18 protein-coding genes are annotated in these 21,382 nt (G+C 70.9%); 9 read left to right on the top strand and 9 right to left on the bottom strand.

Translation table 11 applies throughout. From position 1 onward, the window contains the following. The first annotated feature begins 5 nt into the window (after positions 1-5). The 7 genes from FVE89_RS28015 to FVE89_RS27985 are packed head-to-tail and all read left to right on the top strand — an operon-like array spanning position 6 to position 7,319. Entirely contained in the window at positions 6-791 is a 786-nt protein-coding gene (locus FVE89_RS28015) for an ABC transporter ATP-binding protein (protein WP_161393434.1), read from the top strand. After that, complete coding sequence (locus FVE89_RS28010) at positions 788-1,669, top strand: branched-chain amino acid ABC transporter permease (protein WP_161393433.1); 882 nt, start codon at positions 788-790, stop codon at positions 1,667-1,669. The genes FVE89_RS28015 and FVE89_RS28010 overlap by 4 nt, the downstream gene beginning before the upstream one ends. A 4-nt stretch (positions 1,670-1,673) precedes the next feature. After that, the gene (locus tag FVE89_RS28005; protein ID WP_161393432.1) at positions 1,674-2,762 is read left to right on the top strand and encodes a branched-chain amino acid ABC transporter permease; all 1,089 of its coding nucleotides are present in this window, start codon (positions 1,674-1,676) and stop codon (positions 2,760-2,762) included. Then, the gene (locus tag FVE89_RS28000) at positions 2,759-4,096 is read left to right on the top strand and encodes an ABC transporter substrate-binding protein (protein WP_161393431.1); all 1,338 of its coding nucleotides are present in this window, start codon (positions 2,759-2,761) and stop codon (positions 4,094-4,096) included. The genes FVE89_RS28005 and FVE89_RS28000 overlap by 4 nt, the downstream gene beginning before the upstream one ends. A gap of 25 nt (positions 4,097-4,121) precedes the next feature. Beyond that, positions 4,122-4,877, top strand: coding sequence for an ABC transporter ATP-binding protein (locus tag FVE89_RS27995; protein WP_161393430.1), 756 nt, complete (start codon positions 4,122-4,124; stop codon positions 4,875-4,877). A gap of 1 nt (position 4,878) precedes the next feature. Further along, positions 4,879-6,267: an acyl-CoA dehydrogenase family protein gene (locus tag FVE89_RS27990; protein WP_342389990.1), complete on the top strand. Its 1,389-nt coding sequence runs from the start codon at positions 4,879-4,881 to the stop codon at positions 6,265-6,267. Between the two features lie 20 nt (positions 6,268-6,287). Next, positions 6,288-7,319, top strand: coding sequence for a substrate-binding domain-containing protein (locus tag FVE89_RS27985; RefSeq protein WP_246731221.1), 1,032 nt, complete (start codon positions 6,288-6,290; stop codon positions 7,317-7,319). A gap of 24 nt (positions 7,320-7,343) precedes the next feature. Here the strand turns inward: FVE89_RS27985 and FVE89_RS27980 are convergent, their stop codons facing one another. The 6 genes from FVE89_RS27980 to FVE89_RS27955 all read right to left on the bottom strand — a co-directional run bounded on the left by FVE89_RS27980 (position 7,344) and on the right by FVE89_RS27955 (position 14,587). Beyond that, on the bottom strand, positions 7,344-8,351 hold the full coding sequence (locus FVE89_RS27980) for an ABC transporter permease (RefSeq protein WP_161393428.1): 1,008 nt from the start codon (positions 8,349-8,351) through the stop codon (positions 7,344-7,346). Continuing rightward, on the bottom strand, positions 8,327-9,904 hold the full coding sequence (locus FVE89_RS27975; protein ID WP_161393427.1) for a sugar ABC transporter ATP-binding protein: 1,578 nt from the start codon (positions 9,902-9,904) through the stop codon (positions 8,327-8,329). Before FVE89_RS27975 ends, FVE89_RS27980 begins: the two co-directional genes overlap by 25 nt. 1 nt (position 9,905) lies before the next feature. Further along, positions 9,906-10,889: an ABC transporter permease gene (locus FVE89_RS27970; RefSeq protein ID WP_161393426.1), complete on the bottom strand. Its 984-nt coding sequence runs from the start codon at positions 10,887-10,889 to the stop codon at positions 9,906-9,908. After that, positions 10,886-11,941 carry an ABC transporter permease gene (locus FVE89_RS27965; protein ID WP_246731217.1) on the bottom strand — a complete coding sequence of 352 codons (1,056 nt, stop codon included), beginning with the start codon at positions 11,939-11,941 and terminating at the stop codon, positions 10,886-10,888. The genes FVE89_RS27970 and FVE89_RS27965 overlap by 4 nt, the downstream gene beginning before the upstream one ends. Positions 11,942-12,002: 61 nt before the next feature. Beyond that, positions 12,003-13,553 carry a sugar ABC transporter ATP-binding protein gene (locus FVE89_RS27960; RefSeq protein ID WP_161393424.1) on the bottom strand — a complete coding sequence of 517 codons (1,551 nt, stop codon included), beginning with the start codon at positions 13,551-13,553 and terminating at the stop codon, positions 12,003-12,005. A gap of 23 nt (positions 13,554-13,576) precedes the next feature. After that, on the bottom strand, positions 13,577-14,587 hold the full coding sequence (locus FVE89_RS27955; RefSeq protein WP_161393423.1) for a sugar ABC transporter substrate-binding protein: 1,011 nt from the start codon (positions 14,585-14,587) through the stop codon (positions 13,577-13,579). Positions 14,588-14,893: 306 nt separating this feature from the next. On the opposite strand from FVE89_RS27955, the gene FVE89_RS27950 reads away from it, so the two are divergent. Further along, positions 14,894-16,111 carry an SfnB family sulfur acquisition oxidoreductase gene (locus tag FVE89_RS27950; protein WP_161393422.1) on the top strand — a complete coding sequence of 406 codons (1,218 nt, stop codon included), beginning with the start codon at positions 14,894-14,896 and terminating at the stop codon, positions 16,109-16,111. Positions 16,112-16,199: 88 nt separating this feature from the next. On the opposite strand, the gene FVE89_RS27945 is transcribed toward FVE89_RS27950, so the two are convergent. After that, positions 16,200-17,333 (bottom strand): branched-chain amino acid ABC transporter substrate-binding protein, encoded by a 1,134-nt coding sequence (locus tag FVE89_RS27945; protein ID WP_161393421.1) that lies wholly within the window; start codon positions 17,331-17,333, stop codon positions 16,200-16,202. 454 nt (positions 17,334-17,787) lie between these two features. Further along, entirely contained in the window at positions 17,788-18,108 is a 321-nt protein-coding gene (locus FVE89_RS27940) for a hypothetical protein (RefSeq protein WP_161393420.1), read from the bottom strand. 469 nt (positions 18,109-18,577) lie between these two features. On the opposite strand from FVE89_RS27940, the gene FVE89_RS27935 reads away from it, so the two are divergent. Next, positions 18,578-20,848, top strand: a complete 2,271-nt coding sequence (locus FVE89_RS27935; RefSeq protein WP_342389992.1) for a TonB-dependent siderophore receptor — start codon at positions 18,578-18,580, stop codon at positions 20,846-20,848. 104 nt (positions 20,849-20,952) lie between these two features. On the opposite strand, the gene FVE89_RS27930 is transcribed toward FVE89_RS27935, so the two are convergent. Further along, complete coding sequence (locus FVE89_RS27930; protein ID WP_161393418.1) at positions 20,953-21,201, bottom strand: hypothetical protein; 249 nt, start codon at positions 21,199-21,201, stop codon at positions 20,953-20,955. Positions 21,202-21,382: the final 181 nt, after the last annotated feature.

The following is a 21,382-nucleotide window of genomic DNA, read 5'->3' as shown; positions in this document are numbered from 1 at the left end:
CGCCCGTGTCCGACACGATCCTCGAACTCACCGACGTCACGCTGGCGTTCAAGGGGCTCACGGCGATCAACGGCCTGAGCTTTTCGGTCCGGCGCGGCGAGATCTGCGCGCTGATCGGGCCGAACGGGGCGGGCAAGAGCTCGCTCCTCAACATCCTCAACGGGGTGTACCGGCCCCAATCCGGCACGATCGTGTTCGAGGGGGAGCGCTTTCACCGGATGGAGCCGCTGAAGGCGGCGCGGCGCGGCATCGGCCGCAGCTTCCAGAACAACGCGCTGTTCTCGGGGATGAGCGTGCTCGACAACGTGATCGTCGGCCTGTCGCGGCGGGCGCGGGCGTCACTGGTCGAGGAAGCCCTGCGCCTGCCGCGCGCCCGGGCGCAGGAGGCCGCGTTCCGCGAGCGGGCCCGGGCGGTGCTGCGCCTCCTCGACCTCGAATCCCGGGCCGGCACGGCGGTCGGCACGCTGCCCTACGGCATCCAGAAGAAGGTCGAGCTCGCCCGCGCCCTCGTGGCGGAGCCCTCGCTCCTCCTGCTCGACGAGCCGCTGGCCGGCATGAACGCGCGCGAGAAGGACGAGATCGCCGCGCTCATCGAGCGGCTGAACCGCGAGCTGGCGCTGACGATCGTGCTGATCGAGCACGATCTCGGGATCGTGCTCCGGCTCGCCCACCACGTCGTCGTCCTCGATTACGGGCGCAAGCTCGCCGACGGGCCGCCTGACTCCATCCGCAACGACCCGGATGTTATCGCGGCCTATATCGGCGCCGGCCCCGCGGCGCTGGCCGCATGAGCCTGTTCCTCGAAACCCTGATCGGCGGCGTGCTGGCCGGCACGCTCTACGCGCTGGTCGCGATCGGCTTCGTGCTGATCTACAAGGCCTCGGGCGTGTTCAACTACGCGCAGGGCTCGCTCCTGCTGTTCGGCGCCCTCACATTCGTGTCCCTGAAGGAGACCGGCGTTCCGATCGCCGCCGCCCTCGCGGTCACGGCCGGTCTCCTCATCGTCACCGCCGTCGCGATCGAGCGGTTCCTGCTCAGGCCGCTGACCAACCGCGGTCCCCTGACGCTGTTCATGGCGACGCTCGGGCTCTCCTACCTCGTGGAGGGCGTCGCGCAGGGCCTGATGGGATCAAGGGTGCGCGCCCTCGATCTCGGCATCGAGGATCTGCCCCTGTTCCTCGGCGACATCATGATCAGCCGGTTCGATCTGGTCGCGGCCGGCGTGGCCGTGGTGCTCGTGGTGGCCCTCGCGCTGCTGTTCCACCGCACGCGCATCGGGATCCAGCTCCGCGGCGTCGCCGACGACACCCGGGCCGCGCTGTCGCTCGGCATCGACATCCACCGCATCTGGCAGATCGTCTGGGCGGTGGCGGGCCTCGTCGGGCTCGTGGCCGGGCTGCTCTGGGGCGCCCGCCAGGGCGTGCAGTTCTCGCTGTCGCTCGTGGTCCTCAAGGCCCTGCCGGTCCTGATCATCGGCGGCTTCACCTCGATCGCGGGTGCCATCGTGGGCGGCATCGTCGTGGGGGCCGGCGAGAGCCTGGCCGAAACCTATGTCGGCCCGTTCCTGGGCGGCGGCATCACGTCCTGGTTCGCCTACGGGCTCGCCCTGGCTTTCCTCCTCGTCCGCCCGGCCGGCCTCCTCGGCGAGCGGCCGATCGAGAGGGTCTGACGCCATGGCCGGCCTCTCTTCGCGCTCCGGCGCGCAGCCCCTGCCCCTGGTGATCGCGCCCGGCATCCTCGTCCTGGCGGCGGTCACGGCTCTGGTGCTCGCGGTCCCGTTCCTGGCGAGCGAATACTGGGTCAACGCGATCATCGTGCCGTTCCTGATCCTGGCGCTGGCCGGGCTCGGGCTCAACCTGCTCACCGGCTTCGCGGGTCAGCTCTCGCTCGGCAGCGGCGCGTTCATGATGGTGGGCGCCTACGCGACCTACGCGCTGCAGCTCCGCGTGCCGGGGCTGCCGCTGCCCGTCGCGCTCCTCCTCGCCGGCCTCCTGGCCGGGGCGGCGGGCCTGCTGTTCGGGCTGCCCGCGCGGCGCATCAAGGGCTTCTACCTGATCGTCAGCACGCTCGCGGCGCAGTTCTTCTTCGAATGGCTGTTCCTCAAGGTGCCGTGGTTCTACAACGGCAACCCCTCGGCCACGATCGCCCTGCCGCACGGCCTCTCGGTGTTCGGTCTTTCGGCCGAGAACCCCCACGGGCGCTACTGGCTGACGCTCGGCACGGTCGCGCTGCTCACGCTGCTGTCGGCGAACCTCGTCCGCGGCCAGACCGGCCGCACCTGGACGGCGGTGCGCGACATGGATGCGGCCGCCGCCGTGGTCGGCGTGCAGACAAGGAGCGCCAAGCTCCAGGCCTTCTTCGTGTCGAGCTTCGTCCTCGGCATCGCGGGGGCGCTCTGGGCCTTCTGCTATCTCGGCTCCGCCAGCGTCCAGAGCTTCGGCCTCGCGCGGTCCTACCAGATCCTGTTCATCATCATCCTCGGCGGCCTCGGAACCATCCGGGGCGCGTTCCTGGGCGCCGCCTTCGTCAGCCTGCTGCCCCTGATCCTCGACTGGCTGTTCCAGCACCTCCTGTCCGGCCACGTCGATGAGGGCCTGCGGCAGAACATCCAGAAGGCGATCTTCGGCCTCCTGATCATCGGGTTCCTGATCAAGGAGCCCGAGGGACTCGCGCGCCTCCTCGCGTGCCTCTTCGCCGGGCCGTCCGGGGGCCGACCGCGCCGCCGCAACCTTCGTGATCTCAATCAGGAGACGAAACCGTGAGACGATCGCTGTTCGCCGCGCTTCTTGTGGGCACCGTGTTCGGGGTCGGCGCGCCCGCCGCCGCCGCGGAGGTCGGCCAGTACATCCCGCTCCCGACCTACCGGGTCGGCGCCTACGCTTCGTCGGGCGAGCTGTGGTGGGCGGGGGAGCGCGACTATTTCCGCTACATAAACGAGGTCGAGGGCGGGATCGACGGCATCAAGCTCAAGGTCGAGGAGTTCGAGACCGAGTGGAGCCCCGACCGGACGGTCGAGGTCTACGAGCGGGTCAAGGCGGGCAAGGACGGCTCGCCGCTCGCCTTCTTCTTCACCCACGGGACGCCGGCGAGCTACGCGCTGCTCGATAAGGCGGCCGCCGACAGGATCCCGCTGATCGATCCGGCCGGCGGCAGGACCGAGAGCGTCGACGGGTCGGTGTTCCCTTACGCGTTCCCGCTGCTGTTCAGCTATTACAGCCAGGCTTCGACCGGCATCAACTACATCGCCTCCAAGGTCGGCGGTCTCGACAAGCTGAAAGGCCTGAAGATCGCGACCGTCTACCACGACAGCGCCTACGGACGGGCGAGCCAGCCGGCGGTCGACGCGCTGGCGAAACGGTACGGGTTCGAGAACATCCAGATCCCGGTGGCCGATCCGGGCAGCGAGCAGTCGCCGCAATGGCGCCAGGTCCGCGAGGTGAAGCCGGACTGGATCTTCCTGCGGACCTGGGGCGTCTCGACCGTCGTCGCCCTGAAGACCGCGCAGCGCTTCGGCTTCCCCGCCAACCGCATCATCGGCGACGTGTGGGCGGGCTCGGAATCCGACGTGATTCCGGCCGGCGCCGCGGCGATCGGCTATTCGGCGCTGGCCCCCTATCCCGGCGGATCGGACTTCGAGATCCACAAGCGCCTGAAGGCCGCGATCCTCGATACCGGCAAGTCCGACCTGCGCGACCCGAAACTGTTCGGCGCGGTCAACTACAATGTCGGCCTCGTCAACGCGGCGCTCGCCGTCGAGGCGCTGCGCACCGGCTATCGGCATTTCGGCGCCCGCCCGCTGACCGGCGAGGAGGGCCGCTGGGCCTTCGAGCACCTGACGATCGAGCCGGCCCGGCTGAAGCAGATCGGGTTCGACGGGCTGCTCCAGCCCATCGCCATCACGCCCACCGACCACGAGGGCGGCGGCGCGGCCCGCATCCAGAGCTGGGACGGGTCGCGGTGGGTGCTGCAGACGGACTGGATCAAGGCCGATCATGCGCTGCTGAAGCCGCTCATCGAGGCGGGCGCGAAGGCCTACGCCCGGGAGAAGGGCATCGTGCCCCGCGCGGCCGAATCCGCCGAGGCGGCGGCCCAATGACCTCCGTCGGCCGAATCTGACGGCGATGGCCGATCCGTTTCTCGAGGTCGAGGCGATCGAGGCAATCTACGGCGCCGCGATCCTGGCCCTGCACGACGTGTCGCTGCGCGTCGACCGGGGCGAGATTGTCGCCCTCGTCGGCCCCAATGGCGCCGGCAAGACCACGACGCTCCGGGCGATCTCCAACCTGCTCGGCGCCGAGCGCGGCGCCCTGCGCCGGGGCGCGATCCGCTGGCAGGGCGCGGCGACCGGGCGGCTCGACCCGGCCGAACTCGTGGCCCGGGGCGTCGTCCAGGTGCTGGAGGGCCGGCACGTCTTCGGGCAGCTCACCGTGGAGGAGAACCTGCTCGCCGGCGGCTATCTCCGACGACCGAGCCGGCGGCAGCTCGCGGCGGATCTGGAGCGGATCTACGGCTGGTTCCCCCGCCTCAGGGAGCGCCGCAACGCCCGGGCCGGGCTGACCTCGGGCGGGGAGCAGCAGATGGTCGCCATCGGCCGGGCGCTGATGACCCGGCCGACGCTGCTGCTCCTCGACGAGCCCTCGATGGGGCTCGCCCCGATCGTCGCCGCCGAGATCTTTTCGATCGTCGCCCGCCTCAACCGCGAGGAGGGCCTGAGCGTCCTCGTGGCCGAGCAGAGCGCCAACCTCGTGCTGGAACACGCCCACCGGGCCGTCGTGCTGGAGAGCGGGCGCGTGGTCGCGACGGGCTCCGGTGCCGAGCTCGCCGCGAGCGGCCGCCTCGGCGCGCTGTATCTCGGCGGCGCCGGGACGCTTCAGTGACGTGAACCGCCGGCGCTCCGGCGCCGGCCTCGATCCGATCTCCCATCCATCGAAGGGGCTGAACCCGATGACCCTGTCGAACCACGCGCCAGCGCCCGACCTGGGCACGAGTGCCGAATCCGAGACGATCGGGGCCGCGGAGGCCGCATCCTGGCCCCCCGAACGCGCCGCCCGGGGCGCGCCGCCGAGCCCCCGCTACGCGGCCCTCGAGGCCCGGTTCCGGCCGATCTTCGCCCGGATCCGCGCGGGCGCCGCCGCCCGCGAGACCGAGCGGATGCTGCCCTACGACGCGATCGGGCAGCTGAAGGCGGCCCGCTTCGGCGCCCTGCGGGTGCCGGAGGCGGAGGGCGGCCTCGGCGCCAGCCTGCCGGACCTGTTCGAACTGCTCGCCGAATTGGCCCAGGCCGATTCGAACCTGCCCCAGGCCCTGCGCAACCATTTCGGCTTCGCGGAGGATACGATCGGCAGCCCCGACGATCCGCGCCGCCGGCACTGGATCCCGCGTCTGGCCGCCGGCGACCTGTTCGGCGGCGCGTGGTCGGAGACGGGCTCGGCCGTCGTCGGCACGTTCGAGACCCGCATCCACCGCCAGGGCGACGGCTGGGGCCTGACCGGCCGGAAATACTACACCACCGGCTCGCTCTACGCCGATTGGATCGACGTGGTCGGCACCGGCGAGGCCGGGGAGGAGACCTCGGTGGTGGTGGCCGCGAAGGGGCCGGGCGTCACGATCGAGGACGATTGGGACGGGTTCGGCCAGCGCCTGACCGCGAGCGGCACCGCCACCTTCACGCAGGCCCCGGCCATCGGCGCGCCGCTGCCCACGGCTGTGCGCTTCCCCTACGGGACGGCCTTCTTCCAGGCGGTCCATCTCGCGACGCTCACCGGCATCGCCCGGGCGGCCGCCGACGCGGTGACGCGGGCCGTGCGCGAGCGGGCGCGCACCTATTCCCACGCCTCCGGGCCGCGGCCGAGCGCCGACCCGCAGGTCTTGCAGGTCGTCGGCCGGGTGCACGCCCTCGCCTACACGGCCGGCGCCCTCAACCGGCAGGCGGCGGAGGCGGTGCAGCGGGCCTACGAGGCCCGGATCGGGGGCCTGCCGGAGGCGGAGGCCCAGGCGGTCAACGTGGCCTCGGAGATTGAGCTGGCTCAGGCGCAGACCGTGCTGACGAGCCTCGTGCTGGAGGCGACCACGATCCTGTTCGATGCGCTCGGCGCCTCCGCCACGAGCCGGAGCCACGCGCTCGACCGGCACTGGCGCAATGCCCGGACGATCGCGTCGCACAACCCGCGGATCTTCAAGGATCGCATCGTCGGCGACTTCGCGGTCAACGGCACCGAGCCGCCGTTCCAGTGGAAGATCGGGCGGGTGCTGCCCGCGGCATCCTAGGAGCAGGGGAAGCCATGGTCATGCGTCTCGGTCTTCGTGCCGCCGTCGCGGCGCTCGGCCTCTCGACGGCCGTCTGGGCGGGCGGCCTCGCCGGTGCGCCGTCGCCCTTCGACCGCGGCGGCGTCAAGGTCGCGCTGGTCCGATACCTGTCGGCCGGCGATTTCTATCAGGCCTACGAGGCGGGCGCGCGGGCGCAGGCCAAGGCGCTCGGCATCGATCTGCGGATCCTCCCCGGCAAGCAGGACGCGGCCCTCGAACGCGAGCAGGTCGAGCAGGCCATCGCGCTGGGCGCCCAGGCGATCGTGATCGATCACGGCCTGCCGGAATCGCTCAAGGACGTCGCCCGGAAGGCCGTCGAGGCCGGCATCAAGGTCGTGGCCTTCGACGTGAACCTCGACGATCCCCGGATCCCCCAGGTCGAGCAGAGCGATCAGGCGCTCGCCCGGAAGGCGCTGGACCAGATCGTGCAGGAGAACGGGACCAGCTTCCAGGCGGCCTATGTCTATGTCGCCGGCTTCGCGCCGCTCGATCGCCGGGACGCGGTCTGGACCGCCTTCAAGCCCGCCCATCCGGGCGTTGCCGAGAAGGCCCGCTTCGGCGTCGTCAGCGACACGACAGCGAGCGCGGTCGCCGACCAGGCCAAGGCGGCTTTGCGGGCCAATCCGGGCATCACGGTGATCTTCGCGCCCTATGACGAGTTCGCCCGTGGTGCGAAGCTCGCGGTGACCGAACTGAACCTCGCCGACCGGGTGAAAATCTATTCGGCCGACATTTCGACCGCCGATATCGGCGAGATCACCGAGCCGGGGAGTCCCTGGGTCGCCACCGTGGCGACCAACCCGGCCGTAGTCGGCGCCGTCTCCATCCGGGCGGCGGCGCTCGCGCTGGCCGGCCAGGATGCCGGGACCCGGATCACCGTCGAGCCGGTCCTGCTGACGCAGGGGGCGCTCCGGGAAGGCGGCGTGCGGACCGTGGCGGACCTGAACGCCCGGATCCCGGCCTTCGGCCGCTCGGAGGCCGCCAGCGCCCCCTGGATCCCGCAGCCGCGCTGATCGAAGCCGGTCAGGCCCGTTGCATCAGGCCCTTCTGGGCGCGAGGCCGTAGGTAACGGCCAGGGCGCCGATCAGCACGGCGCCCTTGACGAGATCCTGGAGGTAGTAGGGGGCGTTCAACATCGTCAGGCCGTTGAGCAGGACGCCCACGAAGACGGCTCCCACGACCGTCCCGAGGATGTTCGGCCGGTTGGCCCCGAGCACGGCATGGCCGATCAAAGCCGCCGCGACGGCGTCGAGCATCAGCCCGTTGCCGGCCGAGACGTCGCCGCGGCCGATGCGGGCAGCCAGAAGGATGCCGCCGATGGACGCCACGGTCGCCGAGATGACGTAGGCGGCGACCCGGTAGAGGCGCGTTGGCGCTCCGGCGAGCCGGGCCGCGAGTTCGTTGCCGCCGATTGCGTAGAACACCCGGCCGAACCGGGTCCACGCCATCACGAGCCAGAGCGCGGCCGCCACGACGGCGAGGACCAGAACCGGGACCGGCAGGATGTCCCAGACCCGATGCCGGCCGAGCGCCAGGAAGCCGTCGGTGAAGGTGCCCTGTGCGGTCGATCCGTCGAGCAGGATCAGGCCCGGCGCGATCGAGCGTCCCCCCGTCGGGACCAGCTGGAGGCCGGCCAGCAGGAACAGCATCCCGAGCGTCGCCAGGAGATCGGGGATGCCGAGGCGGACGATCAGCACGGCATTGCCGAGGCCGACCAGGATTCCGAGCCCGAGGCAGAGCAGGATCGCGCTCCCGGTCGAGCCGTCGAGCACCACGAGGCTGTAGGCGGCCGCCATCTGCACGAAGGCGGCGAGCCCCCCGACCGAGAGATCGAACCCGCCCGCGATCATCGTGACGGTCACGCCCACGCCGAGCAAAGCCACGATCGCGACGGCCTGCAGGATACTGAACAGGTTGTTGACGCGCAGGAAGGCGGGCTCGGCGACGGCGAAGACCGCCACGAGTCCGGCGAGCAGGATCAGGAGCCCGTAATCGATCGCGAGCCGGCGCGGGGACAGGGTCATGGTCGAGGCGGGCGATGGCATGGCGGGGCTTCGGCGGGACGGAGTGGGTGAGGGTCGCCCGCGGCCGCCGTGCCGGGCTCGGCGAAGTCGGCGGCCTCTTCGACCACGGCATGCTCCGCCATGGAGACGACTCGGTCGCCGACCGCGAGGGCCTCTTCGAGATCGTTGACGAACACGATCGTGGCGCGCTCCCGCGCGGCGGACCGGATCGCCCGGACGATGTCGTCCCGGGCGCCGACGTCGATGCCCTGGAACGGCTCGTCGAGCAGCAGCAGCCGCGCCGGCTCCGCGTGCCAGCGCGCCAGGACGACCTTCTGCTGGTTGCCGCCCGATAGCGCCGAAGGCAGGTCCCCGGGGCCGCGCGTCCGAATGCCGAATTCGGCGATCCGCGCCGCCGCCGCGCGCCGCTCGGCCGCCCGCGCGACGAGGCCGGTCCGGCTCCAGCGGTCGAGGAAGGGAAAGCTGATCGTGCCGGCGATGTGCGCGAAGGGCACGGTGGCCGGAAAGAAGGTGGTCCGCCAGCGGTCTTCGCCGGCCAGGAACACGCCGTTCCGGATCGCGTCCCGGGGCGAGCGCGGCCGCCAGGGCCGGCCCGCAAATTCCATGTCGCCGGCCGCGAGCGGCCAGAGTCCGAAGAGCGCGCCGGCGAGCGTCGATTTCCCCGCGCCCACGGGTCCGGTCACCGCCAGAACCTCGCCCGCATGCACGATGAGATCGAACGGCGTCGCGCCCGGGGCGAGCCGGGTTCGGGACAGGCGCAGGACCGGCGCGGTTTCCGGCCTCGGACGGTGGGGCGTTGCCTGCCCGACCGCGCGGCCGAGCATCGCGTGGAGCGCGGCGCCGAGATCCAGCGGGCGCCCGAACCGCCCCGCGACCCGCCCGTCCCGCAGCACGACGATCCGGTCGGCGATGCGGCGCAGATCGCCGGTCCTGTGCGAGATGTAGAGAAGCGCGACGTCCCGGCTCTTCAGCCGGTCGAGGATTGTGAACAGGCGCTCGGCTTCCGGGGCCGAGAGGCTGGCGGTCGGCTCGTCGAGGATGAGGACGGCCGGATCGTGCGCCACCGCGCGGGCGATGGCCACGAGCTGGCGCTCGGCGAGCGAGAGCGTGCCGAGGGTGCGGGACAGGTCGAGGTCGAGGCCGATGCCGGCCGCGATCGCCGCCGCCGCGCGCCGGCTCCCGCGGCCCCCGACCCAGACCGGGGCATGCCCCGTGCAGACGCTGTCGAGCAGGAGATTGGCGGCGACCGACAGGGTCGGGACGCCGATATCGGCGACCGACTGATGCACGGCGACGATCCCGTGCGCCCGCGCCTGTCCCGGCGATGCAAACGTTACGGCCGTCCCGCCGACCGTGATGGAGCCCGTATCGGCCCCGTGGACGCCGCAGAGGATCTTCACCAGGGTCGACTTGCCGGCGCCGTTGGCGCCCATCAGCGCCAGCGCCTCGCCCGCGGCGAGATCGAAGCTGACGTCGGCGAGCGCCCGGGTCGATCCGAAGCTTTTCGTCAGACCGCGTACCGCCAGCGCCACCGCCGCGCGCCCGCCCGATGCCGGTTCGACGTTTCCCGACACCTCAGCCCACCCGTTCCCGGCCCGCGAAGGCCAGGATCAGGGTCAAGAGGATCAGCACGCCGGTCCCGACCTGCTGCCAGTAGAAGTTCCAGCCGATCAGCAGCAGGCCGTTGGTCATGAAGCCGAACAGCGCGACCCCGAGCAGCGTGCCGGGGACGTTGGCGCGCCCGGTTCGGCTCAGCGCGGTCCCGATGAAGGCGGCGCCGATGCTGTCGAGCAGGTAGGCGTTGCCCGCATAGGGGACGTAGGCGTTCACGTGCGCCGAGAGCAGGATCCCGGCGAGCGCCGCGATCGTCCCGCTCGCGATGGAGATCAGCGCCAGGATGCGCCGCACCGGCAGCCCCGAATAGAGTGCCGCCGGCGCCTGGATCCCGACGGCCAGCACCTCCCGGCCGAAGCGCGTCCGCGTGAGCAGCAGCCCGATGCCGGTGCTGAGCAGCAGCACCAGCCATAGCGACAACGGGATGCCGAGGCAGCTGCCATGCCCGATCAAGGCCAGCGCCGGGGTGATCCGGCCAGCCGGCACGTAGACCGGATTGCCGCCATCGGTGGCGAGCTGCTGGAGGCTGTGGCCGATGAACAGGGTGCCGAGCGTCGCCAGGAACGGGGTGACCCCGAGCCGGGCGATCAGCAGCGCGTTGAACAGCCCCGTGCCGATCCCGGCCAGAAGTCCGAAGAACACCGCCAGGGCGACCGGCTGGCCGGCGCTCACCGCCGCGATGAAGGCGAGGCCGCCGAGATCGACGGCGGTGCCGACCGAGAGATCGGTCCCGCCCGAGGCCACGGCCAGCGTCATGGCCAGCGCCACGATCGCGTTCAGCGCCACGCTGTTGACCAGCACGCCGGTGACGTTCGCCACCGTGAGAAAGCCCGGCGCCAGGGCGGAGAAGACGGCGAGCACCAGGGCCAGCATGGCGGGCAGCCCGAACCGCAGAAGCTCCGCCGCCGAGATTGATCGGGACGGCCGTGCTTGCGCGCGGCTCATGCGGCGCGCCCCCGAACGCGCCCGGCCCCGACCACCGCGAGGATCAGCGCGCCCTCGATCCCGTTCACCCAGTAGGTCGAGACGTGCAGCAGCTGGAAGCCGTTGGTCAGGCTGCCGAGGAACAGGGTTGCCAGCAGCGTGCCGGTGATCGTCGGCACGAAGCGGCGCGAGACCATGAAGCCCAGGAAGGCGGTCGCCACCACGGGCAGCAGCATCTCGGACGAGCCGCCCGTTGCGCCGTTGAGGAAGGCCACCGACACGATCCCCGCGACCCCGCCGAGCAGCCCGCTCGCGATGTAGGAGCCGGCGACGTAGCGCCCCGTCGCGATGCCGGCCGCCCGGGCCGCCGCCGGATGGCCGCCGACCGCCTCGGCGCGCAGGCCGAGCGGCGTCACGCGCAGCAGCGCGGCGAGGCCGAGCGCCAGGGCGAGCAGGAGATAGCCCAGGACCGGGATGTCCAGCGGCCCGGTGCCGCCCAGCGCGTCGATCAGCGGCGAGGCGGCCGGGATCGTGCTGTTCTCGGTCACGACCAGCTCGAGCCCGGCGCAGATGTTCATCACCGCGAGCGTCGCCAGGAGCGGCGGGATGCGCAGAAGCAGGATCGCACCGGCATTCACGAGGCCGACCGCGAGGCCCGTGCCGAGGGCGGCGGCCGCGCAGGCCGGATCGCCGAAGCCCGCCTGATTGAGGCCCGCGAAGACGGCAGCCGAGAGACCGAGCGTCCCGGCCAGGGAGAGGTCGATGCCGCCTGCGATCACGTCCGTCCCCCCGGTGATCAGGACCAGGGTGAGGCCGAGGCTCAGGATGCCGAGCACCGCCGATTGGGACAGGATGAGCCCGAGATTGGCCGGATCCAGGAAGGACGGCGCCCGCACGGCGAAGACCGCCAGCACGGCCAGGATCAGCAGAAGACCGCCTGCGCCGCGCAGGCCGGCGGTCACCCGGATCGCCCGGGCGATCCGCGATACGGGCGGGGCTGCAAGGTCAGGCGCGGCGAGAACCGTGAGCGCGCTGGAGCGCTCTCCGCCGAAGCGGACGCCGGTTCGGCGCAAGAGAGCGCGTTGGAACAAAGGCTTAGAGCCGCGCTCGATTGCAACGCGATCCGGCACGGCTCTAGGCGGCATGGGCGGGCACCGTCGAGGCAGCTCCAGCGGCGCCGCGACCACCGGTCAGGGCGGCCTGGAGCAGGGTCCCGGCGTCGGTCCCGGCCGCTTCGTGCTCCGCGACGATCGTCCCGCGGAACAGGACGAGGATCCGGTCGCACAGGCCGAGCAGCTCGTCGGGGTCGGCGGACAGGAGCAGGATGCCGGCCCCGCGCCCCGCGGCCTCGGCGATCAGCCGGTAGATCTCGGCCTTGGCGGCGATGTCGACCCCGATCGTGGGCTCGTCGAGGATGTAGAGATGCGCCTCCCGGGCGAGCCACTTGCCCAGTGCCACCTTCTGCTGGTTGCCGCCGCTCAGCGTCCGCACCGGCGCATCCGGCCCGCCGGTTTTCACCTGGAGCTCGCCGATGAGGTCCAGCGCCCGGCGCCGCTCCGCTTCCCGGTCGAGCCAGCCCCAGCGGCTCAGGCGCCCGAGGCTCGCCAGAGTCAGGTTCTCGCGGATGCCGAGATCGAGCGCGACCCCGTGCGCGCGCCGATCCTCCGGCACCAGGGCGATGCCCCGGCGCACGGCCTCCGTGGGATTCTTCAGGCGCGCGGCCTGCCCGTCGACCGTCACGGTGCCGGCCGTGATCGGCGCGAGGCCGAACAGCGCCCGGACGAGGTCCTTGGCGCCGGAGCCGAGCAGGCCCGTGAGACCCAGCACCTCGCCGCGGCGCAGGGTGAAGGAGATGTCGCGCACGCCCGGGCCCACGCCGACGCCCGCCAGCGCCAGCACGGGTTCACCGGCCGCAGCGCGCTGGCGCGGGTAGAGCTCGGTCACCGGGCGGCCGATCATCAGCTGGGCGAGGCCGCCCTCGGGGACCTGCCGGGGATCGACATGGGCGACGTCCCGCCCGTTGCGCATCACCGTGACCGTGTCGCAGAGCTGCTCGATCTCCGCGAGGTAGTGGGAAATGTAGAGCGTGGTCAGGCCCTGCGCCTTCAGCCGGCGGATGGCCGCGAACAGGTGCTCCACCTCGCGCTGGGCGAGCGCCGCCGTCGGCTCGTCGAAGACCAGGATCTTCGGATCGGCGAGCAGCGCCCGGGTGATCTGCACGATCTGCTGCTGCGCGGTCGAGAGGTCGCGGATCAGGGCGCCCTTCGGCAGCGTCACGCCGAAGACGCGCTCCAGCGCCGCCTCCGCCCGGCGCCGCAGGCTGCCGCGCCGGATCCCGAAGCGGGAGCCCGCCGATTCCCGGCCGAGGAACAGAGCCTCGCCGACGGTGGCGGTCGGCACCAGCAGCCGCTCCTGGTGGATGAAGGCGATGCCGAGCGCCTCGGCGCGCCCCGGCGTCATCCCGGTGACCGTCGCTCCGTCCAGCGCGATGGTCCCGGCCTGCGGCGTCACCAGCCCGGCCAGGACCTTGATGAGCGTCGACTTGCCGGCGCCGTTATGGCCGATCAGCCCGTGGATCGTCCCCGGGGCGACCGTGAGGGACGCGCCGTCGAGCGCCCGGGTCGGCCCGAAGGTCGCGACGAGCCCGCGCATCGCGAGGGCCGGCGGCACGGCGGAGGTCGTCATGCGCGAGTCTCGGGCCGGGCGATTCAGGCCTGCCCGAGCTGCCGCTGCACCTCGCCGGCATTCGCCTTGTTGGCGATGATGGCGGGCACGAAGGTCTGGGACGGCAGGTTCGTCTCGCCCGCGAAGTAGCGGGCGACGTTGAGCACCGCCGTGCGGCCGATCACGGAGGGCTGCTGCGCCGCCACGGCGCCGGCCGGCGCCTTCGGGTCCTTGACCAGCGCCAGCACCTCCGGCGTGCCGTCGACCCCGTAGGTGCGGATCTCCGTCCGCCCGGCCGCGATCAGGGCCTGGGTGGCGCCGAGCTGCGGGATGTCCCAGGCCGACCAGATCGCCGCGATCGAGCCCGGCTCGGGATACTTGGCGAGCAGCGCGGTGATCTGCGCGTAGGCGTCCTGCACGGTGTTGGGGATCACGTCCCGCAGCTCGGGCTGGATGATCTTCGCCTCCGGATAATACTTCAGCACGGTCCGCAGCTGCGTGTAGCGGATCTCGCAGACCGGAACGCCGGAAAACCCGTTGAAGGCGACGATGTTGCCCCGGCCGTTGATGTCGGACACGAGCTGCAACGCCAGCTGCGCGCCGAGGGAGAAGTTATCCGAAGTCGCGGTGTTGATGACGTTGGCCGAGGGCAGGTCCACCGAGAAGACCGGGATCCCGGCCTGCCGCAGCTTCTTCAGCCACGGATCGACCACCGTGAGGGTCCCGAGCGTCTGGATCACGGCGTCGGGCTTCTGGGTCACCAGCGTCTGCAACTGGCTGACCAGCGCCTTGTCGCTGCGCCCGGCATCGAGGCCGATCGGGGTGCCGCCCAGCTCCTTCACGGTCTCGACCTGCGCCTGATAGGCCTTCAGGTCGAAGAAATGGTCCGTGCCGGCGACGCTGATCGCGATGGTCTTGCCCTTCAGCGACAGGGTGCCGGCGGCCGGTGCAGCCTCCGCGGCCTGTGCCGCCCCGGGCAACAGGGCCGCCGTCCCGAGGGCTACTCCCGCATGGAAGAGGCCGCGCCGCGACAGGGACGAAAACGCATCGGCCATGAATGCTTTCCGAAAAGCCGCCGATCCAGAGCGGCTCCGGAAGATGTCCTGATGTCGTCTGAACGATCAATAGGCTTTTTGCGCGGCTTCATGGAAGCGGTTTTCCGAACCATCCGCAATCAGGATGCCGATTTTCTCCGATCGTCCGTTAGAGTTGCAGCGCGTTCGGATATTCATCTTCCGATCAGAGACCGGATCTTGGGCCGGCGTTGACTTGGTGGCCGGCTTGCCGTCGCTTGAGCGGGCTAGCCTGCCGCGGGGCCTGTTCCGGCACGGTCCCGACGCCCCGCCCTCACCGGAGCCGCCATGACGACAGCCGCGTCGCCGACATCCGCGCCGAAGCCCCACGCCCATCGCATCGCCACGGAGGCGGAGGCGCTGCGGATCGCCCACGACCTCGCGGCGGATTTCGCGACCGGCGCCGCAGAACGGGACCGCGATCGGCGCCTGCCGGTGGCGGAGCTCGACCGCTTCTCGAATTCGGGCCTCTGGGGCATCACGGTGCCGAAGGCCTATGGCGGCGCGGGCGTCGGTTTCGCCACGTTGGGCGAGGTCATCGCGCTGATCTCGGCCGCCGATCCGTCGCTCGGCCAGATCCCGCAGAACCACTTCGCCGCGCTCGACGTGATCCGGGTGACCGGCTCCGAGGCGCAGAAGCGGCTGTGGTTCGACCGCGTGCTGCAGGGCTACCGCCTGGGCAACGCCTTCTCGGAGAAGAACAGCCGCCATGTCGGCGCCTTCGAGACCACGCTCCGGCCGCAGGGCGACGGCTTCGTGGTCGATGGCGACAAGTTCTACGCGACGGGGGCGCTGTTCGCGCACTTCATCCATATCGGGGCGGTCGACGCGGAGGGCCGCGTCCATCTCGCGATCGTCGATCGCAACGCCCCGGGCCTGACGGTCACCGACAGCTGGTCCGGGTTCGGCCAGCGCACCACGGCGAGCGGCGATGTCGCGCTGCGCGGCGTTGCGGTCGCGCCCGAGGCGGTGATCCCGGCCTGGAAGGGCGGGGAGCGGCCGTCCTCGAACGGTCCCGTCTCGCAGTTCATTCAGGCGGCCGTCGATCTCGGGATCGCGCGCGGCGCCTTCGACGAGACGATCCGCTTCGTCCGGACGCGGTCGCGGCCTTGGATCGACAGCGGGCGGGAGCGGGCCTCCGAGGATGTCCTGACGATCCGCGAGGTCGGCCGGCTCGTCGTCGCGCTGCGGGCCGCCGAGGCCCTGCTGGCCCGGGCGGGCCGAGCGATCGACGGCATCCTGGACGATCCGACCGAGGCGGAGGCCGCCGAGGCCGCGGTCGCGGTGGCGGAAGCCAAGGTGCTGACCACGGAGATCGCCCTGTCGGCCGCCAACAAGCTGCACGAACTCGCGGGCACCCGCTCGGTCCTGGCGGAGGACAACCTCGACCGGCATTGGCGGAATGCCCGCACCCACACCCTGCACGATCCCGTGCGCTGGAAGTCCTTCCACGTGGGCAACGCCGTGCTGAACGGGGTCGCGCCGCCGCGGCACGCCTGGAGCTGAGCGTCCCGACGCGGGACGCTGGGATGGTGGTGAGCCGATCCGTCCCGGCGAAGGCCCGATGATCTCCGGGATGCGCTCGCGCGACTTTCTAGGGTGCCAGCTCGTTGCCGGCATAGTCGATCTTGCCGTCGGCCCCCTTCTTCCAGGCGTACATCACGTAATCGGGCCGGATGAGATCGCCCTTCTTGTCGTAGGCGATCGGGCCGACCACGGTCTCGATCGTCTTGCCCTGATGCAGCCAGTCGGCCAGCACCCGGCCGTCGCTGGATCCGGTCTCCACCACGGCCCGGGCGAGCACCTGCACGGCCGCGTAGGTGTAGAGCGTGTAGGCGTCGGCATCGATGGCCTTGGCCTTGAACGCCGCGATCACCGTTTGGGCATTCGGGTTCCTGCGGGCATCCGGCGAGAAGGTCATCAGCGTACCCTCGGCGCCGGCGCCGGCGATCTGCACGAACTCCTTCGGAGAGAGGCCGTCGCCGCCGGCCAACAGCGCGTTCAGGCCCTGATCGCGCATCTGGCGCAGGATCAGACCGGCCTCGGTGTGGAAGCCGCCGTAATAGACCACGTCGACGTTGGCCGATTTCAGCCTGGACACGAGGGCGGAATAGTCCTTCTCGCCCGGATTGATGCCTTCGAACAGCACGTCCTTGCCGCCCTTGGCCTTGAACGTGTTCAGGGTCTCCTGGGCCAGACCCTTACCGTAGGCGGACTTGTCATGGACGAAGGCGATCCGCTTGCCCTTGAAGTGGTCGGCCAGATAGGCACCGGCGACCACGCCCTGCTGGTCGTCGCGGCCGCAGGTGCGGAAGGTGTTCCACATCCCGCGCTCGGTGAACTTCACGTTGGTGGAGGATGGGGTGACCTGGATGATGCCGGCGTCGAGAAAGACATCGGAGGCCGGGATCGACACGCTGGAGGCGACCGCACCCACCACCATCGTCACGCCGGCGGCGACGAGCTTGTTGGCGACGGAAACGCCCTGCTTCGGGTCCGACGCGTCGTCACCGTAGACCGGCTCGAATTTCCGGCCGTTGAGTCCCCCGGCCTTGTTGATGTCCTCGATCGCTTGGCTGGCTCCGTTCTTGAGCTGCACGCCGAAGGCCGCATACGGCCCGGTCACGCCGGCGGAGACCCCGATCCTCACCGGCGCGCCCGCCTCCTCGGCGCGCGCGCCGGCGACGAGCAAGAGCCCGGCCAGGCTGCACATCAGCAGTCTTCTCATCGTCCCCCCGAGATATCGACGATCAGATCGCGGGTGCAGGCCGACTTCCGCGAGTCATCCGCAGATCGCCGCAGGTCGAGTCGCGGATTCGGCGAGAGCTGATCATGTCGACCACGCTCAGCAGGGTCAAGCGTGCTGGGACGGACGCGACTTCTTGCGAGATCCGGAGGGACAGATCTCGGCAGGGGCGGCCCGGAGCCGTCCGAATACGGCTCGCGGTGCCGGCGATATCGGACAGGCGCCCGACGGCGTGGCTCTCGACCAGTCCGCGGCCAGGCCCGGCAGGGCGGCGCCTCGGGTGATCTTACCCGCCCCCTCATCCTAAGATGGCCGCGAAGCGGGCCTTGCTTCGGGACCTCAGGATGAGGGGCTGGCTGGGACATCCGGCCCGCGGCCGTCCCGGTCTCGTTCGTGGGCCATGGGCAACGCGTCCGGGTCCGGCTTCAGCCGGCGATCAGCAGGTCAGGCGCCGGCCTTCCTTGCGCCCGAACACGCGCCAATGCGCGGCGCCGGACTCCATCTGGCCGTTGGCCACGGCACGGCGGACATCCGGATTGCAGCGGAGATACTCGCGCTCGTCGAACCCGTAGGTGGCACGCCCGCGGTAATCGTCCCGGTCGCGGTAGCCGCGGTCCCGGTCGTCGTCATCGCGATCCCGGTAGCCGCGGTCGCGGTAGCCGTAACCGTCGTCATACGGGCGGGGCTGCGCCGTGACCGGGCCAACCACGCTCAGAAGGCCGATGCTCACCGCGGCCGCCGTCAGAAGCACCTTCATCGTTCCAATCCTCCCATCGGTCGGCTGAAACGCGTTGCGCCGGGAATGGTTCGATCGGCTCGGCCGTGCGGACGCATCCCGGTGCACGCCGCGTCCGCGCCCGGATGCGACCGGCCGCGACGCCGACGAGGCCCGCGCGAACCCACGTCATGCGGATCATGGCCACCAATCATCCGTATCGTCCGCCCCCTTCCAAGCCGAAAACAGCAATATATACGCAAACATCCTTGCTATATTTGAGCAGCATCAAGATCGTCTCAGACTCGGTTCGCTTTTTGACCGATAATTGAACTTGAATGATTTTAGATCTTAAAGAAATTCATTGACTCGATGCTTCATAAATTCGAAGCGATCAGCCACCCCCACCACGCAAAACGGCTGATCGATGCGCGCCAATCTTTGGGCCGGTACAGGGGTCCTGCATGACCTTTTGCGGGAGCAGCCTGGAGTCCGCCCCGCGGCGCGGGCCGTGATCGCCGCCCTGGTGATCGCCGCGACGGGCACCGCGGCGCGGGGACAGGTCTCAGCCGCCCGGCCACCGGGGGCGGGCTCGTCCGAGGGGGCGCCGGTCGCGGCGGCAGGCCCGACCCAGGGGCCGGGCACCGCCCGGACCGGGACACCGGCCGGGTCCGGAGCCGGCCGGTCCCCGTCACCGGACGTGGTGGTGCTCGACGCGTTGTCGGTGGAGACCCAAGGCGGCGCAGGAAAGCCGGGATTTCCGCCGCCCACCGGCACGATCGGGCAGCCGCCGGCGGCCTTCGCGGGCGGCCAGGTCGCGGGCGGCGGCCGGGTCGGTTTTCTCGGCAACCGCAGCGTGTTCGACACGCCGTTCACGCAGGCCAACTACACCGCGGAGCTGATCCGCAATCAGCAGGCCCAGTCGGTGGGCGATGTCCTGGCCAACAACGCCTCCGTCCGGGAGACGCAGCCGCCCTACAGCGCCCAGCGGAACATCATCGTCCGCGGCTTTCCGGTGAACGCCAAGGACTTCGCCTTCGACGGGCTGTACGGCCTCGTGAGCGTCCACCAGCCTGCGCTCGACGGGATCGAGCGGGTGGAGGTGCTGAGCGGGCCCGGCGCCTTCCTGTACGGCTTCCCGCCCTCCGGGAGCGCCGTGGGCGTCGTCAACCTCGTCCCCAAGCGCGCGACCGAGGCGCCCCTCACCCGCGTGGAAGCCCAATTCCTCTCGGCCGGCACGGTCGGCGGGGCCTTCGATGTCGGCCGCCGGTTCGGGGACGGCAACGCCGTCGGGATCCGGATCAACGGCGCCTATCGCGACGGGGCGACGCCGATCGATCATCTGAATCAGGGGGCGGGCGCCCTGACGCTCGGCCTGGATTACCGCGGGGAGGCCCTGCGGCTCAGCCTCGATGCCGGGTACCAGCACCTCGACTTCGACGCCCAGAACAATGGCTTCACCGTTCTCCCGGGCTTCCGGATCCCGAGGGCTCCCAAGCTCAGCCTCAACGTGCAGCAGCCCTGGGAACGGGCCGAGATCGACCAGGGCTTCGGCGTCCTGCGGGCGGAATACGACCTCACGCCGGACGTGACGCTGTTCGGCGCCGTCGGCGGATCGCGGGCGGATCGCGACTTCTTCGGATCGAACGGCACGGTCACGAGCGGGGACGGCGCCGTGCAGTTGCAGACCGGCCGGATCGCGGGCGCGTATACGCAATGGTCGGGCGAGGCCGGCCTGCGCACGCATCTCCCGACGGGACCCGTCGATCACGAGCTGGCCGTCGTCGCCACCCATTACGAGAGCAACGAGCCGTTCTACCGCACCGGCATCGACTTGCTCCGATCCTCGCTCTACGCGCCCGCCCTGTATCCACCGCCCATCCGGCCGGCCCGGAATCTCACGGTCACGACCCGGTCCGACCTGGATGGCGTGGCCGTCACCGATACGGCCTCGATCCTCGACGGCCGCATCCAGCTGATCGCCGGCGGCCGCTTCCAGGGGATCAAGCGCGACCTCGCTTTGCCGCAGGGGGGCTTCCAGTCGCGCTACGACAAGTCGGCCTCGACCCCGGTGGCGGCCCTGATCGTGAAGCCCTGGGACCGGCTGTCCCTGTATGCCAGCTACGCGGAAGGGTTCGGCTTCGGGCCGTCCGCGCCCGCCCAGGCCGTCAACGCCTCCGCGACGCTGCCGCCGGCGGTCACCAGCCAGATCGAGACGGGGGCGAAGCTCGACCTCGACCCGGTCGGGGTGACGCTCGCGTTCTTCGAGATCAGGCAACCCTTCGGCACCCTCGAACCCCGGACCCGGGTGTTCGGCCTGAACGGCGAGCAGACCAATCAGGGGCTCGATCTCAACGTGTTCGGCGCGCCGGCGGAGGGCGTCCGCGTGCTGGCGGGCCTGACGCTGATCGACGGGCGCCTCGCGAAGACGGCCGGGGGCACCTTCGACGGGCACGTGGCGCCCGGCGTGCCGGCCGCGCAAGCCAATCTCGGCGGCGAGCTGGATCTACCCGCTTGGCTCGCCAAGGGCGCAACCCTGACCGGGCTCGTGATCTACACGGCGCCGCAATATTACGATCAGGCCAACAGGCAGAAGATCCCGGATTACACCCGTCTCGATCTCGGCATTCGCTACAGCTTCGAAGCCAATGGAACGCCGCTGACGGCGCGCTTCAACGTCGAGAATGCGGCCGGCGCGCGATACTGGGCGTCGGCGGGGGCCGGAGTTCTGAGCTACGGCACACCGCGGACATTTCTGGCCTCGCTCACCGCCGACTTCTGAGCCCCCGGCCTTGGCGGCGGCTTCGACGGGCTTGGCCTCCGAGCACCATTGGGGCCGGCTGCCGCCGCGGGACCGGTATCCGTCCGGTCCGCGGCGGCATCGACTCACATGCGGTGCATCATGCGGTGGCGCATCTCGCGCCGCATCATGTGGCGCTCCATCCGGTGGCGCATCATCCGGCGCTCCATCCGGCGGCGCATCATGTGACGCTCCATCCGGTCCATCTGGACGGTCGAGACCATGCCGGCCGGCGCGGCGACGGCGCCGGGCGCGATCGGAGCGGCGGATGCCGGGAGCGCCAGGGTCCCGCCGAGGGCGGCGAGCAGCGCGGCGGTGATGAGCGAATGACGCACGGGAAAAATCCTCTCTCGCCGGCCCGATAGGGTCGGACATTCTCCACGAAGCCGCGACGGACGGAGATCCTGCCAGGGCCCGCCGAGGAAGCCGTGGGCCGACAGGATGGTTCCCAAGGTTGAGGCCGCAACACGGATATCACTTCAGGGCGAAGGGTGATGCCGGCCTGCATCACCCGTC

Source organism: Methylobacterium sp. 2A (genome assembly GCF_009806555.1).
GTDB lineage: Bacteria > Pseudomonadota > Alphaproteobacteria > Rhizobiales > Beijerinckiaceae > Methylobacterium.
This window is presented reverse-complemented; position numbering and strand designations above follow the sequence as displayed.

Coding starts and splice junctions, on each gene's coding strand:
- FVE89_RS28010 (WP_161393433.1), top strand. CDS start 788: ATGAGCCTGTTCCTCGAAACCCTGATCGGCGGCGTGCTGGCCGGCACG.
- FVE89_RS28005 (WP_161393432.1), top strand. CDS start 1,674: ATGGCCGGCCTCTCTTCGCGCTCCGGCGCGCAGCCCCTGCCCCTGGTG.
- FVE89_RS27995 (WP_161393430.1), top strand. CDS start 4,122: ATGGCCGATCCGTTTCTCGAGGTCGAGGCGATCGAGGCAATCTACGGC.
- FVE89_RS27985 (WP_246731221.1), top strand. CDS start 6,288: ATGCGTCTCGGTCTTCGTGCCGCCGTCGCGGCGCTCGGCCTCTCGACG.
- FVE89_RS27980 (WP_161393428.1), bottom strand. CDS start 8,351: ATGCCATCGCCCGCCTCGACCATGACCCTGTCCCCGCGCCGGCTCGCG.
- FVE89_RS27970 (WP_161393426.1), bottom strand. CDS start 10,889: ATGAGCCGCGCGCAAGCACGGCCGTCCCGATCAATCTCGGCGGCGGAG.
- FVE89_RS27960 (WP_161393424.1), bottom strand. CDS start 13,553: ATGACGACCTCCGCCGTGCCGCCGGCCCTCGCGATGCGCGGGCTCGTC.
- FVE89_RS27955 (WP_161393423.1), bottom strand. CDS start 14,587: ATGGCCGATGCGTTTTCGTCCCTGTCGCGGCGCGGCCTCTTCCATGCG.
- FVE89_RS27950 (WP_161393422.1), top strand. CDS start 14,894: ATGACGACAGCCGCGTCGCCGACATCCGCGCCGAAGCCCCACGCCCAT.
- FVE89_RS27945 (WP_161393421.1), bottom strand. CDS start 17,333: ATGAGAAGACTGCTGATGTGCAGCCTGGCCGGGCTCTTGCTCGTCGCC.
- FVE89_RS27940 (WP_161393420.1), bottom strand. CDS start 18,108: ATGAAGGTGCTTCTGACGGCGGCCGCGGTGAGCATCGGCCTTCTGAGC.